The 15,978-nt window shown below is 46.1% G+C and carries 12 protein-coding genes; 3 read left to right on the top strand and 9 right to left on the bottom strand.

Annotation, left to right across the window (positions count from 1 at the left end):
* Positions 1-26: 26 nt before the first annotated feature.
* The 3 genes from AB4503_RS05485 to dsrO are packed head-to-tail and all read right to left on the bottom strand — an operon-like array spanning position 27 to position 5,118.
* Positions 27-3,119: a tetrathionate reductase subunit A gene (locus AB4503_RS05485; protein WP_372113897.1), complete on the bottom strand. Its 3,093-nt coding sequence runs from the start codon at positions 3,117-3,119 to the stop codon at positions 27-29.
* 14 nt (positions 3,120-3,133) lie between these two features.
* Positions 3,134-4,285 carry an NrfD/PsrC family molybdoenzyme membrane anchor subunit gene (gene nrfD / locus AB4503_RS05480; RefSeq protein WP_372113895.1) on the bottom strand — a complete coding sequence of 384 codons (1,152 nt, stop codon included), beginning with the start codon at positions 4,283-4,285 and terminating at the stop codon, positions 3,134-3,136.
* A complete protein-coding gene (dsrO, locus tag AB4503_RS05475; RefSeq protein ID WP_229648270.1) occupies positions 4,282-5,118 on the bottom strand; it encodes a sulfate reduction electron transfer complex DsrMKJOP subunit DsrO in 837 nt (278 codons plus the stop codon). Before dsrO ends, nrfD begins: the two co-directional genes overlap by 4 nt.
* Positions 5,119-5,339: 221 nt before the next feature.
* On the opposite strand from dsrO, the gene AB4503_RS05470 reads away from it, so the two are divergent.
* The 3 genes from AB4503_RS05470 to AB4503_RS05460 all read left to right on the top strand — a co-directional run bounded on the left by AB4503_RS05470 (position 5,340) and on the right by AB4503_RS05460 (position 9,389).
* Entirely contained in the window at positions 5,340-7,211 is a 1,872-nt protein-coding gene (locus AB4503_RS05470; protein ID WP_372113893.1) for a PhnD/SsuA/transferrin family substrate-binding protein, read from the top strand.
* Positions 7,212-7,222: 11 nt separating this feature from the next.
* Positions 7,223-7,825 (top strand): response regulator transcription factor, encoded by a 603-nt coding sequence (locus AB4503_RS05465; RefSeq protein ID WP_048609831.1) that lies wholly within the window; start codon positions 7,223-7,225, stop codon positions 7,823-7,825.
* Positions 7,826-8,168: 343 nt separating this feature from the next.
* A complete protein-coding gene (locus tag AB4503_RS05460; protein WP_193840975.1) occupies positions 8,169-9,389 on the top strand; it encodes a tetratricopeptide repeat protein in 1,221 nt (406 codons plus the stop codon).
* A gap of 164 nt (positions 9,390-9,553) precedes the next feature.
* On the opposite strand, the gene sstT is transcribed toward AB4503_RS05460, so the two are convergent.
* The 6 genes from sstT to AB4503_RS05430 form a co-directional block, all read right to left on the bottom strand.
* Complete coding sequence (sstT, locus tag AB4503_RS05455; protein ID WP_004732110.1) at positions 9,554-10,768, bottom strand: serine/threonine transporter SstT; 1,215 nt, start codon at positions 10,766-10,768, stop codon at positions 9,554-9,556.
* 459 nt (positions 10,769-11,227) lie between these two features.
* Positions 11,228-12,292: a ribosome small subunit-dependent GTPase A gene (gene rsgA, locus AB4503_RS05450; RefSeq protein WP_372113891.1), complete on the bottom strand. Its 1,065-nt coding sequence runs from the start codon at positions 12,290-12,292 to the stop codon at positions 11,228-11,230.
* A gap of 490 nt (positions 12,293-12,782) precedes the next feature.
* Complete coding sequence (locus AB4503_RS05445; protein ID WP_372113890.1) at positions 12,783-13,241, bottom strand: copper chaperone PCu(A)C; 459 nt, start codon at positions 13,239-13,241, stop codon at positions 12,783-12,785.
* 85 nt (positions 13,242-13,326) lie between these two features.
* Complete coding sequence (locus AB4503_RS05440; protein WP_004732104.1) at positions 13,327-13,923, bottom strand: SCO family protein; 597 nt, start codon at positions 13,921-13,923, stop codon at positions 13,327-13,329.
* Positions 13,920-14,360, bottom strand: coding sequence for a hypothetical protein (locus AB4503_RS05435; RefSeq protein ID WP_372113888.1), 441 nt, complete (start codon positions 14,358-14,360; stop codon positions 13,920-13,922). The genes AB4503_RS05440 and AB4503_RS05435 overlap by 4 nt, the downstream gene beginning before the upstream one ends.
* A gap of 203 nt (positions 14,361-14,563) precedes the next feature.
* Positions 14,564-15,484 (bottom strand): DUF368 domain-containing protein, encoded by a 921-nt coding sequence (locus AB4503_RS05430; RefSeq protein WP_017064236.1) that lies wholly within the window; start codon positions 15,482-15,484, stop codon positions 14,564-14,566.
* Positions 15,485-15,978: the final 494 nt, after the last annotated feature.

Here is a 15,978-nt window from a genome sequence, read left to right as displayed (position 1 = left end):
TTAAGTTATAGCTTGCTGAGTTTAAGCTAGACCTTGTAGATCTTAGCCGGAAGCGCTTGTCTTGCTGCTGCGCCCACAACCCAATCCAACATGACGCCTTTTCCTTCTCTCGTCGGGTCAATTAAGCCAATATCATTGATGTTAACGCCATCGTTCGACTTCATCTTCACAGGTTGTTGTGTGTCACCGATCCAGTGCGCACGCTCACCGAGTTCTTTATGACCAAAGCCGTGTTCAAAGCCTAATGTTCCCGGTTTGATGCCATCAATCACCATCGCCAACGCATGTGTGGTTGAGCTCGGTGTTTCAATCGCAAACACGTCACCGGTTTTGATACCCGCTGAAGAGGCGTCTTGCGGGTGAATGTACACCGGGTTCACACCCTTGATTGATTCTAAGCGTGGTGACAAGTTAGACACCGCACTGTGAATATTGGACTTAAAGTTGGTTAGGGTGAACGGCCACTCTTTTGCTGGGAACTGCTCTGCCAAAGGTGTGCCGTCTGCAAGCTTTTGTGGATACCATGTCGGGCACCCCATGTACTGCTCGCCACTGATGGTGTTGCGAGAGGTACCAAGCTTTTCATTCCAAATAGCCAGTGGTTTGGTCCATTTGTACTTCATGGTTTCATTGGTGTAGGCATTGGTTGCGTCTTCAAAACGACCGCCACGCGCAAAAATGTACGCTACTTTGAGCATCTCTTCAGGCTTGAGCGTTTTGTTCATCACAGGCACTAGGCGCTCAAGACCAGACCAAACAATATCTTCCGCATCCACATTCGGCACGCCACCTTTTACGAACGCTAAGTTAGCAGCCGAGCGCAGGTAGAAGTCTTCAGCGCTATGAATACCGTGCCAGTTACCTTGATTGTCTTTGATTACGTTGTCGCCGAAGCCACCTAGGCCAAGCGTTTTCGCTAGATCAATAAAGAAGTTCTCTAGGTTGATGGCACGTCCGTCTTGAGTGCGGGAAGTTTTAGGCTCAACAATCGGCCAACGAGCGGTGATCGCTTTGGTCGCGACACCATGCCAAGGTGTTGCCATGCCCCAGCTCTCGTAGGTCACTGTGTCTGGCACTAGGTAATCCGATAAGGCAGTCGTTTCATTGATAAAGGCATCGATAGACACGATCAAGCCAAGCTGTTTGGGATCTTTAAGCTTCTCGCCTAGCAGGTTGTCTAAGCCTGGGACACCATATAGTGGGTTCGCCATGTGGTTGATCCACGCTTTTGCACGGTAAGGGTAACCGTCAATCGCAGCTGATAAGTGCTCAGTTAAAAGCGGAGCTGATATTGGGTACCACGGCGCGCGGGTCGGGTAAGGTGACTCGCCTGCGGCAACGCGACGTTTGTATTCGCTGGTGTTTTGATACGGGAACTTGCTGCGGGACAAGAATACACCTTGAGGCTTAGTCTTACCCTTGAACTTGGTAAAGTCGTAACGTGGACCTGCAACCGAAGTTGGGTAGCCGCCCGCTTTCGCCATCGCGCCACCTTTCGCGTTGATGTTACCGATCAGCGCGTTTAGCATCAGAATAGAGAACGAGTTGTAGAAGCCGTTGGTGTGCATGTTGCCACCGTGAGTATCCACGACTGCTTTCGTCCCGTAGCTGGTGAAGCGTTTTGCCAACGCAATAATTTGGTCCTGCGGGATCTCACACTGCTCACTGTAGTAAGCAAGGTCGTATTTGAAGGCTTCTTCTTTCAATCTTTGCAGAGAAGATTTAACGCGAACAGTCTGACCATCGATTTCTACATCTTGATCGACGAACAGAGCCGCTTCATTCACCTGAATATGCGATGATAATAGTGACGTTGTCATATTGAGTGCGATGAATCCGTCATCGTCAGACATCGGTTCGCCTGTTTCTAGCAACCCTATATCCGATGCACGAAGCATACGCCCATTTTGTGGGTGCGACTCGTCGCTGATCACAAGGTGAGATGCATTACACCAGTGTGTGGTGCCGGCTTTTTTCATCGCTTGCGCACTTGGGCGAGACAAGAAGTCGCGATTGTAGCGCTGGTTGTCGATGATCCATTGGATCATGCCCAGAACTAATGCTGAATCGGTGCCCGGTTTGATCGGTAGCCAGTTATTGCGATCGCCCGCCGCAAGGCTTGACGATCCTGCTGGAAGGCTTGGTGTCACTATGGTGTAGCTGAGTTTTCCGTTGGTACGAGCCTCAGCCAATTGTCTTGCTTGACGCTTGAACGGGTTACCCGCTTGAGCCGGAGACATACCGATGAAAAGAATGAACTCTGCGTTGTTGAAGTCAGGCTTTAAGTGCGAGAATTTGTCTAGATCATTCATGATCGCACCAGAACCTGCGCGGAATGCGTAGCCACAATAAGAACCGTGGTGACCAAAGTTGCGAGTACCGTAGCTGTTGAATGCAAAGCGCTTCAAGATGTCATCACGGCCTTCATTACCGGCATTGGTCACAAGCAGTTGGTTGGCTTTTGGTCCGTATTCAGGGTTGTTCGGATCAAGTGGCGTTTCGATGTCGCGAATCGATCGTAAGCCTTCAACTTCACCTTCACCGAATAAGTCACCACCTTCGGTGATCTCAGAGATAAGTTGTTCGTAGCTGATTGGTTCCCACTTGCCTTCACCACGCTTACCAACGCGTTTGAGCGGTTGAGTGATTCGGTATGGGCTGTTTTGAATCTCCAACATGCCGTTACCACGGGCACAGGCTGTCGAGCGGTTATTGATGCCTGACTCACCAGACAAGCCAATGTAGGCGTCTTTTACCGGTGTTTTGAACGGGATCTGTTGGTCGCTTGATAGCGGGTGGTACGGGTTGCCCGAGATTCGCAAAATCTCGTCATTGCGATTATCGATACGCACACGTAAGCCACACAGTGTCCAGCAGCCAAAACACATTGAGGGTGCAACGCGTTGGTTTGGATTCGGCGAGATCTTACCTTGCTCATCCACACTGTATTCTGTCTCTAACGAATTACCGTGATGGATGTGATTGGTTTTCTTACCTGCGGTGCCATCAATAGCACCGTGAACCATATGCTTTGTGGTTGTCGCATAACCTGCAGCAAAGGCTCCAACACCACCGGCAGCAAGGCCTGTTTTCAAAAATTGACGACGTTTGTTATCCATGATGATTCCTCAGACTACAAGCTATGTGAGCGGTTAAGTGGTGACGATGATGTATTTTGGTTTGGCTTCGATGTTGTCTTTGGTGCAGAACCAGTTGTTCGTGTAGAACCAGTAGACACGATCTCAGAGGCGAACAACGCAAGTGCTAACCAAAGACCACACATACCAACGATGCCGAGTAATCCTGCACTACCCATAGGCAGTTCATAAGGGAATGCACCCACATCAAAACGGGGAATGGTTTGAACTTCCATCATGGTGACCCAACGTACCGCCCATGCTGAAACGATGGTCGCAAGTGCAACACAGACAATTCCTAACTTGCTTTGAGATAAACGTTGCAGCGGAAGAACCAAGATCATGCACACCAAAATGCTGGTGGTCATGATGCCTAAATTGATGCCCCAAGCGTCGTTCTCATAGAGATTGAAGTGACCATGGTTAGATGCCCAAATCGACGTGAGAATGATGGCAAGGCCACCTGTTAAGGTAATGGTTCTTTGTATCAGAGCTAGGTCTGTTGGTTTTAAGCTTGGTTTGCTTGAAGGCAGCAGAGCCCAAATCAACAGAGTTAAACCCGTTGCGGCAAAGAATGCGGTCGTGAACCAAAGCAATGGAGACGCTGGTTGATGCCAAAGCGGTCGACTCGCCAAAATCGCAATCTCGGCACCTGTGTAAAGTGCGATGCTTAGGCCTGATAACGCAGTTGTGGCGGCTAAAGCAATCATCAGTTTTTTCGATAATTGCCACTGGCCCAGTGTTAACCAAGACAGGCGTTTTAGAAGTGGGTTTTCACTCTCTTTAAGCTGTGCGATGTCATCACGCAGGTAAACCCAAGCAGTCGCAACAGCCAGACCAGAAAACAAAGGTAGAAACAGAGAGCCCAATGACATCCATGACCAAGGTGTGATGTGAGCATAGAAATGCCACGCACGTCCGGGTTGATGCAAGTCACCAGTAAGCGCTAATGGCCCAACAATCGCACCGATTGCCATCACAAGCACAAGGGCAGAACGAAATTGGTGGCTGGTTGAGTTCTTAAATATCAGTGCAATCAAAAACAGAATAGCGGCCGCGTAAGCCGAACCTATGTAGAAGAAATATTGAACCGCCCACGGTAGCCAAGCGATCTCTTGAGCGGGGACTAACACCTCAGTGATATTCATGCTGTCTCTCCTTGTTTGCCTTGTGTCGCGATTGCCAATTCTTGTTTGCTAGAGGATGAGTTATCGATGGCGGCTGGATCATAAATCGCAGGTTGGCCTTCAATGTGGCTAACGAATCGCTCGTTCATGCCGATATAGAAAACATGGGGGTTGGTATTCTGCTCTGGCTTAAGCACCTTGATGTCGTCTTGGTTTTCATTGAGCAGACGGTTGATCTCGCTGTTTGGATCTTTAAGGTCGCCAATGACACGCGCGCCACCGACACAGGTTTCTACACAAGCAGGCAGTAAGCCGTCTTCAAGGCGGTGTGCGCAGAAGGTGCATTTGTCTGCGGTAAGGGTGTCGTTATTAATGAAACGAGCATCGTAAGGACAAGCTTGAATACAGTAAGCACAGGCTACGCAGCGTTCATTGTCGACCATGACAATGCCGTCTTCGCGTTGGAAGGTCGCTTGAACTGGACAAACCTTGATGCAGGGAGCGTTGTCACAGTGATTACAGAGGCGAGGTAACATGAAAGATTTCACGTCTTGTTGAGCAGTCGAACCATCATCCAGGGAGACTTCATACTGTTTTACGGTGGTTCTGAACTGGCCAATTGGTGCTTGGTTTTCAACGCTACAGCCAACAGTGCACGCCTGACAGCCAACGCACTTACGTAAATCAACCGCCATGGCGTAGCGTTTACCTACTTCGCCTTTGCGGTCAGGTTGGTTGTTATTGCGAATGGCTGTGCTTGCGACTACGGTGTTGATTCCGGTGATGGGAATGAGCGCAGCACCAGCGGAAACCTTGCCGAATTGGCTGAGAAACCGTCTTTTCAATGAGTCCATGTTGGTACCTATAAATGGGTATTCTATCTGTTGGGCTCATTGTCAGATTTTGGGCGTACGCGGGGTATTGTGGATTTCCACATACCCAGATCAAAGTTGATCTAGAACAAATGTGGTTTTACCAATCTAGCTGTTATGCTTTGTATCAAGGCTCTATTTAACGTGTCATCAATGCGTTATTTGAGTGTGGATATGCCGTCAGTGTGGAGAAAGAGATTTTAGTGACAGTCCGAAACCTAATATCAATCGTTAGCCTTTGTTGGTTGAGCTTAACCGCAGGAATGTGTTTAGCCGCTCAAACGGAGCAAGAGATTACAACGACAGGCACTGTTGAGTCGAAACAGGTTATTGAGGTCGGTGTATTGGCTATTCGAGGCAAGCTTTCCGCTCAACAGCGTTGGCAGCCGACAATGGATTGGTTGTCGGAGCGCATTCCCGGAAAACACTTTGTTCTCAAGCCTTTCAACTTGGAAGAGATGGCCGACGCGGTAAAAGGTGTTGAGGTCGACTTTGTTATCACCAACCCCGGTCAGGCGGTTCGCTTAGGACGCCAGTATGCGCTCTCTTGGATGGCCACCATGACCAGTCATAACTTTGAACAGTCGGGAGCCAGCAATACGCAAAGTATTGGTTCGGCCTTGGTGGTGAGAAGAATGTCGCCTTATATTTCGCTCGAACAATTGAGCGGTAAGCCGATTGCGGCGGTCTCGGAAAATGCGTTTGGTGGTTACCTCACTATGCGTTACCAAGTGATGCAACAAGGGCTCAACCCTAATCACTTTTTCTCTAATACTCAGTTCTTAGGTTTCCCTATTGATGCCAGCCTGTATCAACTGCGTGAAGGACACATTGAGGCGGCAGTCGTCCCTGCGTGTTTGGTCGAGAGCATGATCAGTGAAGGTTTGCTGGTGGCTAGTCAATATCGTGTTATCGACAATCAAGCACCAGAAGGGTTCCGATGTCAGGTGTCTACGCCTTTGTACCCTAACTGGTCGTTTGCCAAAACAGAGAGAGCGTCTTCTACACTGGCGAAAAAAATGAGTCAGGTGTTATTTGCGATGCCAAAAAGCAGTGCGCCAGCCATTGCAGCGAATGCATCGGGCTGGACGTCACCGACAAGCCTGCTGTCGATCGACAAGCTATACCAACAACTCGACATGCATCCACTGCAACAACCTTGGTGGAAGGAAGCGTTAATCTGGCTCAAGTACAATCAACAGTGGGCATGGGCATTCTTTATTCTGGTGGTGTTACTGAATGCTTACCACTTTTGGTTGGAATACAAATTCAGCCGCAGCAAAAAGCAGTTGGAAGCCACGCTGCACAAGCTGAAAAGTAAGAGTGAACAGCTAGAACATTCACAACGAATCGCGGTAGTTGGTGAACTGGGAAGTAGCTTGGCACACGAGATTAATCAGCCTTTGGCAGCTATTCGGAATTATAGCGAAGGTGGTTTACTGCGGATTTCGAAGAACAAACCGTTGACTGACATAGAGCCTGTATTTGAGAAGATCCAGTCGCAAGTGGACCGTGCTGATGCGATCATCCAGCGCTTAAGAAACATGATCAAAAAACGCTCATCAGATAAATCTCAAACTGATATAGAAGCTCTTCTTACAGATACCATCGAGCTACTGCAATTTCGATTACAGAAACACAAGATAACCATTGAACGTTATGTCGTGGGTAAACCTATCACGCTACATGTTGACCCCGTCGGATTGCAGCAGGTGGTTGTAAATTTGATCAACAATGCGACTGATGCGTGTAATGCTCAGATGCATCGCGAACAAAGCGCTACGTCTGATATTGGTAACAAAAACAACGAACCATCGACAATTAAAGTGATTACCGAGTATCAACCGGATAAAATAATGTTGTCGATTATCGATAACGGCACCGGTTTAGATTTCACTGAACAAGAAGTGACTCAAGCCTTTGTGAGCAGCAAAGAAAATGGCTTGGGGCTTGGGCTCGCGATTTGCCAAGATGTTATTGAAGATCACAGTGGTCAAATGACGATCACGTCACTCACCCCACATGGATGTCATGTTGCGGTGACACTGCCTTTCTCTCTTTCAAATGATTCATAAGGAATCTTGTTATGTCTGAACTTCATCAAAGGCTTCCTGTCTATGTGGTTGATGACGATGAGTCGATGCGCGATTCGTTGGTGTTCTTATTAGAAGAGCATGATTTCACTGTGTCAGCTTTTGAAGATGGCCCCAGTTTTTTAGACTCAGTGGACTTGAGTGCGCCGGGTTGTGTGGTTTTAGACAGCCGAATGCCAGAGATGAGAGGGCAGCAAGTTCATGAGTTGATGGTAAAAGCGCAGAGCCCACTGTCGGTGATTTACCTGACGGGGCACGGTGATGTGCCAATGGCGGTTGAAGCCTTACAAGCCGGCGCGGTGAATTTCTTTCAAAAGCCAGTTAAAGGCAATGAGTTAGCTGAGGCGATCAAGCAAGGTTTGGACGCTTCAGAAAAGCACTTACACATGAATGTGTATCGCCAAGCGTACGCGTCGTTAACCGAGCGTGAGATAGACATCCTCAAACAAATTATCGACGGTAAGCGTAACCAGAAAATAGCCGATGAATTGTGCATTGCCATGAGAACAGTGGAAGTACACCGAGCAAGCTTGATGAAGAAATTTTCAGCGAAGACGGTTGCCGAGTTGGCTTACATATACGGTCAATTGACCTAGGTATAGAGCTATTCCTGTAAGAGAGTTGTACGGCAGTTGCACGAAATTGTTGATGGGAAAAACATCAATTTCGTCACCAAGCTTTAGGACTTTCCTGATGAAAGGCAGCCTTCATAATTTATCTATATTGAAGCAAGATCACATCGTCTATGGACTGCATACGGATTGAACCTCCTAGGCTTCTTATCGCAATGTAATCCTGAGATACTGAACTAAGTTCATTTTAAGGCGGAACGTGCCAGTAACTGCACTTTTCCCTGTAATTCGAAACATAACATTCACTATGGGTAGAACACACTCTCAACGTCGAGTCTTGTATCTGCCGAGTTAGGTTAAATATTTTATGAGTACAATGGGAATCGCAATTGGTGCGACGGCTCTTTCGTTAATACTTGTCGCCGTGTGGCTGATCTCTTTATCGCTAAGAAAGCAGCGCTTGGAACAAGAACGTAAGGCTCGTGCTGTTGCTTACCGAAAAGCGATTGAAAAAGCGCGCATACAAGAGCAAAAAGAGCGTCACTTCAAAGCCGAAACCGGTCATGTACCGTCGATTCTGTATTTGGCAAAAGAAGCTGAACGTAACAATATAAAGGAAGCTCTGTATTGGTACGACAAAGCAGCGCAACTCGATAATATCAATGGCATGTACGGCATTGTGCGCCTAAGCATGAAGCGTAAAGAAGACCTGATTTTAAGAGAAAAAGCCAACTTTTGGCAGCTTGCGATATCCGCATTGGACAATGACGTGTCTGCGAAATTTGAGATGGGCAAAGCGCTTGTCTTTGGTCGCGGAACCGATAAGAACATCCCTAAGGGTTATACCTATATTGAAGAGTCTGCGGCTGGTGGTAATACTGAAGCGATGCTGTTCATTGGTGACTGGTGTCTAGATAAAGAAAACCCAGACTACTCTGCCGAAAGCTCTGTCGAGTGGTACCAAAAGGCCGCGGAAAAGAATAGCTTAGACGGCAAGATCAAACTTGGTATGAGTTATTTGAACGGTGTGGGTGTTGAGCCTAACCATGGCGAGGCTGTTTACTGGTTTGAGACGGCCGCAGAAAAGAACAGTGCAGAAGCGATGTTTAGAGCAGGTGAAGCTTGGATTGACCATGGTGAACACGGTAATGCCATTGCTTATATCTGGCTATTTCTATCGGCTCATTTTGGTTACTCAGAAGCCAAGCACTTGAGGGATAAAGTCGGCGGGGAACTTGGTGTGGATGCCGTCGTGGGCTTACAGGCTCTGACTAAGCCGATAATGACTAAGCTGACCCAAGAAGCAATCACTAAGCACTCAATCATTAAAGCGCTCAATAAGCTCTACAAGCGTAATATACCGATTCCGAAGAAAGTGAAAGAAGCGTCTGATGAAGAAGGTGAGGCGCTAAATGTAGATGCGAGCCATTTAGATACTCAAACGGCGAGTGCTCAAGATACGAATGTTGATTACAGCCAGCAACCTAACAGCGAACAAGCATCAACAGAGAGACAAGCGACGCCAAATAGTGATCCTCTAGATTTCAGTCAGTCTGCTGTTGAGTCTAACTGGAACAGAAACCAGTAAATTGCACTCATTAGTTGTGTACGGTTGATAGGTCGTTTTAGCTCTAATCGAGAAACTCAAGACAACAAAAAGGGAAGCTGATGCTTCCCTTTTTATTTATGTGCTATTTGCTTTTAGAGCTTAGAGCTTAGAGCTTAGAGCTAAAGCCTAATACCCAAGAGCTGTTAAGCTTTGTTTTGCTCAGCTTTACATACAGCCGCAGTGAACACTACGTCAGTTGAGCTGTTAAGCGCTGTTTCAGCCGAATCTTGAATCACACCAATGATGAAACCAACCGCTACAACCTGCATCGCTACATCGTTTGAGATACCGAATAGGCCACAAGCTAGAGGAATCAGTAGCAGTGAGCCACCGGCAACGCCTGATGCGCCACATGCTGAAATTGCAGCAACAAGGCTTAGTAGAATCGCAGTGAAGATATCAATCTCAATACCCATTGTGTGTACAGCTGCAAGCGTTAACACAGTGATGGTGATTGCAGCACCTGCCATGTTGATGGTTGCGCCTAGAGGGATTGATACAGAGTAAGTATCTTCATCTAGCTCTAGCTTCTTACAAAGGTTCATGTTCACTGGGATGTTTGCAGCGCTTGAACGAGTGAAGAATGCCGTTACACCAGACTCACGAATACATTGCAGTACAAGTGGGTATGGGTTCTGTTTTGTCTTTACAAAGACAAGCAGTGGGTTAACGACAAGAGCAATGATCAGCATTGAGCTTAGTAGAACCGCTAGTAGTTGACCGTAGCTTGCTAGTGCATCGAAGCCCGTTGTTGCGAATGTAGTCGAAACAAGGCCGAAGATACCGAATGGCGCAAGACGAATAATGAAGCGAACAATGTGTGAAACACTGTGGCTAAGGTCTTCGAAAACCGCTTTGGTTGTTGCAGATGCGTGGTGCAGTGCAAGACCAAGACCGATAGCCCAAGCAAGAATACCGATGTAGTTAGCGTTCATTAGTGCGCTAACTGGGTTATCTACAAGCTTGAATAGAAGCGTATGAAGAACTTCTGCAATACCTTGAGGAGGGTTAGCACCTTCAGCGCCAGCAACCAGTGTCAAAGTGGTTGGGAACATGAAGCTCAGTACTACAGCAGTTAGTGCTGCAGAGAACGTACCAATCAGGTAAAGCACAATGATTGGACGCATATGAGTATGCTGACCTTTCTTTTGGTTTGCGATAGAAGCTGCAACAAGAATGAATACTAAAATTGGGGCAACAGCTTTCAGAGCACCAACAAACAGACTACCTAATAGGCCTGCATCTTGAGCTGCTGAAGGAGAAACCATGGCGAGAACGACACCGAAAACAATACCAGCAAGGATCTGTAGAACGAGATTTCCACGAGCGATGCGGGCGAGCATGTTGTGATTTTGCATAAAATACCTGCAATTGTTAATTTATTATAGTGATGTATTTTTTTATAAAGTTGTACCAAATCCAACTATACACTAGTGGAATGGGCGGTCATATTAGCGGGATCTAAGAAGGTGTCTAGGAATAGTTTACTTTTAGGGTGATTGTTTGCGCTACGTGGTGTTTTTAGAGCTAAATGTTAAATTTTTGTACTCTTGTTGAGATATAAATCTGCATGATAATACTCATTCGGGTCAATGTTCTGGTTCTGGTGCCGTCAGAGTCGATTAGCAAGATCATTGTGTGCAGAAATGATCCCATTGGGTTCCTGTTGATATAAAGAAGACCTGTTAATACAAAGAAGCCTCGCTGATACAAAAAAGCCCCAGCCCAATGCATTAAAGAGCTCAGGAATTAATGAGCTAATACGCGATAGGGACATGGGGCTTATTTACGTGTTGTAAACCTAATCCAATAATCGGCTATTTAGACGATTTCTTGATATTACGGCTCTCTGACTGCACGGTTTTGTACATTTTAGAAAGCTGTTTACTGTTCGCTCTCTGCTCTGCCAATGAGGCTCTATTTCTTGCTTGCTCTCTGAGTAACTTCTCATAGTTAGAGAATCGTCTTTCAGAAAGCTCACCGCTTTCAATGGCCTTGCGTATTGTGCATCCTGGTTCTGACTCATGGCTGCAATCAGAAAAGCGGCAGTGCATTGCTAACTCTTCGACGTCTGAAAAAGTTTCACTCACGCCTTCAGCGCAGTCTGCAAGTTGGATCTCTCGCATTCCTGGAGTGTCGAGAAGCAAGCCACCTGATGCGAGCAAGTGGAGTGATCGTGATGTGGTTGTATGACGACCTTTACTGTCGTCTTCACGAATACCACCAGTTGCCTGCGATGCTTCACCTAGCAATGAGTTAACCAAAGTCGACTTACCCACACCAGAAGAGCCCATTAGCGCGACGGTCTTGCCGATTTTACACCAAGGTGAAAGTACTTGGGTTGAGTCTTGATCTAGGCTGTTGACCGCTTCGATCATCAGCATCGGGTCTAAGCTTTGTACCTGTTGTACTTTGTCTTCGTAGTCGTCACACAAGTCTTTCTTCGTCAGGACGATAACCGCTTCAACTTGTGCTTCATTTGCGAGTGCCAGGTAGCGTTCAATGCGACTCAGATTAAAGTCGTTGTTCAATGAAACCACGATAAACACTGTGTCGATATTGGCTGAAATATATTGTTCAGCCACACGACTGCCTGCAGCTTTTCGGCTAAAGAGCGATTGGCGTTCTAGTAAGCGATCGAATTGCAGTTCAGAGTTCAATATTACCCAATCGCCAACCGTCATTGCAGGTTGGTTGTGATGAATAGGTAGAGTGATTTCGCCTTGTTCAGACGCAAATGTGTAGCCACTGCGATGGTGCGCGGTGATACGGGCGATCACTGAATGGTCGTAGTCTTCAAGTGTCAGTTGTTGTTGAAATACAGGTTGCCATCCAAGTTGTTGAAGTGACATTGGATGAGAAAATGCAGTTTGTGAATTCATGTCTATTTACCCAGACGTGCGAGCTTTCTTTTCTTATGAGAGCATTAACTTCTTGTGAGATCTCTTATTGTTGGTGAGATCAGAAGCGTTAAAAGCTAAAAAAGCGTCGAGACGTCAAAATTGCTTTAGAGTTTGGGTCGAATTCAATAGATAGGACCCCGGATTGTGAGCATGCTTTGACCATGTGCGATCAAACGTAAACCGGGTAAAAGTGTGCGGTAGCCAGCTGGTGGCTCAATGTTGGTAGTTCGGAATTAAAGTTGGTTTAACCAAACAAAATTAACGCGTTACTTTTACTGCCAGTTTTAGTGTTTTCATTACAATCATCTTCTCTTCTCCTTGGTTATTAATATGGTTAGGCTTTGCATAAAAAGCGAGTGCAGTTTAACAAAAAGCCACGATGGCGAGAAGTCATCGTGGCTTATTTTGTCTAATTTTTCACTGAGTGCTTTGGCTCTTGATAAGCCTCATTGAGCATCAGTTTCTAGAATTAGTGATGATCGTGATTCATCTTTTTCATGCCGCTCATCACTTTCTTCACTGGTGCGTCGAAGGTTTGCGTTTCACCGTTAGCGAAAGTCAGAGTCATCTCGATTTGCTCACCTTCTTTTAGGCTACTTTTTAGGTCGAACAACATGATGTGTAGGCTACCAGGTTTAAGTACCGCTTCACCGTTTGCAGGGATGGTGATTTCTTGAACTTGGCGCATTTTCATAACATCGCCATCAATGATTACATCATGAAGTTCTACTTTACCTGCTGCAGGTGTTGTTGCAGAAACAATAGCGCGATCTTTATCGCTGTGGTTTATCAGAGTCGTGAACACCGCGCTGTTCACTGCTGAAGGCGGGGTTGCACGAGCGTACGCGTCATGAACCATAATATCGCTACTAGCCTGAGCAAAAGGGGTTAGCAATAAGCCCGCTAGAGCAAGTGCTTTTAACTTCATGTTGTTGTCCTTAATTTTTATGTTTTTGGTCTGGGACCTGACTTTTTGTTCGAACTTTATTAGTTAAGTTCTTTGTTTTTACGTTTTACTGCGTCAGCTTGTTGATAGCCTCAACAATTGGTGCTGGCGTTAACGTATGCGGCACTTTGGTAATCAAGGTACCGTCGGGCTTTAAAAAATAAAAATATGAGCTGTGGTCAAGGGTGTATTCCAACTCTGAACCTTCCAGCTTGGTCTTTCTGAAAATAACACCGTAGTTGTGTGCAAGCGTGGTTGTCACATCCAAAGGACCACTTAATCCTTCCATCATTGGGTGGAAGTACTGCGCGTATTCGTATGAGGCCTCTGCTGCATCACGCTCAGGGTCGAGAGAGACAAACATCGGGCGAATCTTGGCTTTTGCTTCATCAGAGACTTGGTTAAGTGCTCCGGCCAACATAGCCAAAGAAGTGGGGCACACATCTGGGCAGCGTGTGAAACCGAAGTAAACGATACGAATTCTGTCATCGGTTTGGTCAAAGATTTCCGTTGGTTGGTTGTCTTTGCCGAAAAGAGTCGTTGCGGAGAACTCTTGTTTTGCAGCGTGTTGTTCTTGAACTTCGTTTTGCCCATCAAGATAGCTTTTGACACCAAAGCCAAGTACAAAAGCGACAACCAATGCTAACGACCAATTTCTACTCATCTTGCCATCCTTATTGCAGGGTTTACAGTATCGACACCATCAGTGAGTTCACCGATCCATGTCATTTTATCTAAAGTACATACAGGTAAAATCACATCACCTTCATAGGTATTGTTGCCAATGCTCTTTAATTGAAAACGCGCTGATCCCATTTCCATCTCTAAACCGGTCAGCGATAGCATCAAGGTTTCAGAGGCCGCGCCTTCCCACACCACTTTGATTTTTGTTGGGACTAGAGGTTGAGCTGTTTCATGCTCAAGGGTCATAGCAACGCTGTCTTGCTCACACGATGTGGTTGAAAGCATGCAGTAATCATCCAAGCTGACGTCGGCAGTTGAGTGCTCCATCGCTGATTTAAACTGCTGAATTGCTTGCGGCCCATAAAAGCCTGCCACGAGAGCGATCCCAACAGCAGCAACCTTTAATGCAGAGTGCATGTCGTGTTCTCATTTAATTTTATAAGAGCGGCGATGTTATCACACCCCTCAATACGTGCTTGTATCAAAAAGCAATTTTGTGCGTATGGTAGAACTAAAAAAGCGAAGCCATTGGCTTCGCTTTTGTCTGTTTAATAGATATGTGAGCTTAGTATTTCTAAGTTCTATCCATTTTGAACATGTTCCAGAAATACGTTGAATGATTAGTCAGCGTTACGCTCTGCGAACTTCTCCAGGCCTAAAACCAATGCAATCGCAGCAAACATCATCACAATCGCCATGACCAACTGAGAAGGCTGAGAGGTTACCGCTTCAAAATCAAACGGTGATAGGTTTTCTTGAATCAGAGGAACTTGTTCACCTTTTGAGTTTGTGCGCCAGCTGATGGTCTCTTTCCAAGGCCAGATCTTAGGCAGCGTACCGATCATCAAACCGGTTAAGAATACCAATGTGAAGTCGCGGAATGAACGCAATAGCCAAGACAGTACATGTGAGAAAGTCAGCAGTCCGATCACACAGCCCGCAAGGAATAGCGCAAGTACATCGACTTGAAATGATTTAACGGCGCCAAGCACGGGGCCATACATGCCAATCAGGAGCAGAATAAAGCTGCCTGAAATACCGGGTAAAATCATCGCGCAGATAGCAATCGCACCCGCAATCAATACGTTGATGCTGGTTGGTTCCATTTGCAGCGGTTTAAGCACGGTAATGCTATAAGCGAAAGCAACGCCAAGCAGCAAAAACACGAAGCGAATCATATCGCGTTTCTCTACTTGCTTAAGAATATGGAAAACCGAGACCAAGATCAGGCCGAAGAAGAAAGACCACAGTGGAACAGGGTGGGTGACTAATAACCAAGAAATCAATTTTGCGAATGTCGCAATGCTAGTGAATACGCCCGCGAACAGTGAAATTAGGAAGAAACCATTGATGTGATTAAACGCGGCTTTGAAGCCTTCGCGTTTCCATAAGCCAAGTACGCTAGGGTTAATTCTGCGAATGCTTTCTAGCAGCGTATCGTAGATACCAGTGATGAATGCGATGGTTCCGCCCGACACGCCAGGAACAACGTCTGCTGCGCCCATAGCCATGCCTTTGAAAAAAGTACTTAAGTAGTTCATTGCTTCATAGAGTTGAGGATGATTTTGTGCAGTATACAAACTTTAGTGTAAAAAAAGTATGAATATGCTTTTGGGGAAGGGCTTTTATTACTCTATTAATTGTAAGGCAATAAGTTGAAGTGAATATTTGCCTAACATTTAGATAACAACCACTTAGTGATTTGTCATTAAGAGCAGCGATGAAACTGATCTCTTATCGATATTGCATCTTGGTTGCATTATGCAAATGCACTTTGCAATTCGCATGACAAATTCATGGTTTTTATGCGATGCAGGGCTTATAAAACGTCGAATAAAAGTTGGCACGCTAACTGCATTATATACATTGACCCTTCTTAAGCCGAGGGTCACCTAGCCAACTGACGTTGTTAGTGAACTTATGATTTGTTCACAAATATATAGAGCCAATCGCGATTATTGCGGTTGGCTATTTTTTTGCTTGTCATTTGGTGATTGTCTTTTTTCATTTCCCGTTCCTACACTTTTAGGCTCTA

The organism is Vibrio sp. 10N.222.55.B11 (assembly GCF_041473705.1).
In the GTDB taxonomy this organism is placed as follows: Bacteria; Pseudomonadota; Gammaproteobacteria; order Enterobacterales; family Vibrionaceae; genus Vibrio; species Vibrio crassostreae_C.
The sequence above is the reverse complement of the archived record's forward strand: the minus strand, read 5'-3'. Positions and strand labels throughout refer to the sequence as shown.

Bases quoted from the DNA above. Each gene is read 5' to 3' on its own strand.
- dsrO (WP_229648270.1), bottom strand. From the start codon at position 5,118: ATGGACTCATTGAAAAGACGGTTTCTCAGCCAATTCGGCAAGGTTTCC.
- sstT (WP_004732110.1), bottom strand. From the start codon at position 10,768: ATGCAAAATCACAACATGCTCGCCCGCATCGCTCGTGGAAATCTCGTT.
- AB4503_RS05435 (WP_372113888.1), bottom strand. From the start codon at position 14,360: ATGCACTCTGCATTAAAGGTTGCTGCTGTTGGGATCGCTCTCGTGGCA.
- AB4503_RS05460 (WP_193840975.1), top strand. From the start codon at position 8,169: ATGAGTACAATGGGAATCGCAATTGGTGCGACGGCTCTTTCGTTAATA.
- AB4503_RS05485 (WP_372113897.1), bottom strand. From the start codon at position 3,119: ATGGATAACAAACGTCGTCAATTTTTGAAAACAGGCCTTGCTGCCGGT.
- AB4503_RS05445 (WP_372113890.1), bottom strand. From the start codon at position 13,241: ATGAAGTTAAAAGCACTTGCTCTAGCGGGCTTATTGCTAACCCCTTTT.
- nrfD (WP_372113895.1), bottom strand. From the start codon at position 4,285: ATGAATATCACTGAGGTGTTAGTCCCCGCTCAAGAGATCGCTTGGCTA.
- rsgA (WP_372113891.1), bottom strand. From the start codon at position 12,292: ATGAATTCACAAACTGCATTTTCTCATCCAATGTCACTTCAACAACTT.
- AB4503_RS05430 (WP_017064236.1), bottom strand. From the start codon at position 15,484: ATGAACTACTTAAGTACTTTTTTCAAAGGCATGGCTATGGGCGCAGCA.
- AB4503_RS05465 (WP_048609831.1), top strand. From the start codon at position 7,223: ATGTCTGAACTTCATCAAAGGCTTCCTGTCTATGTGGTTGATGACGAT.
- AB4503_RS05440 (WP_004732104.1), bottom strand. From the start codon at position 13,923: ATGAGTAGAAATTGGTCGTTAGCATTGGTTGTCGCTTTTGTACTTGGC.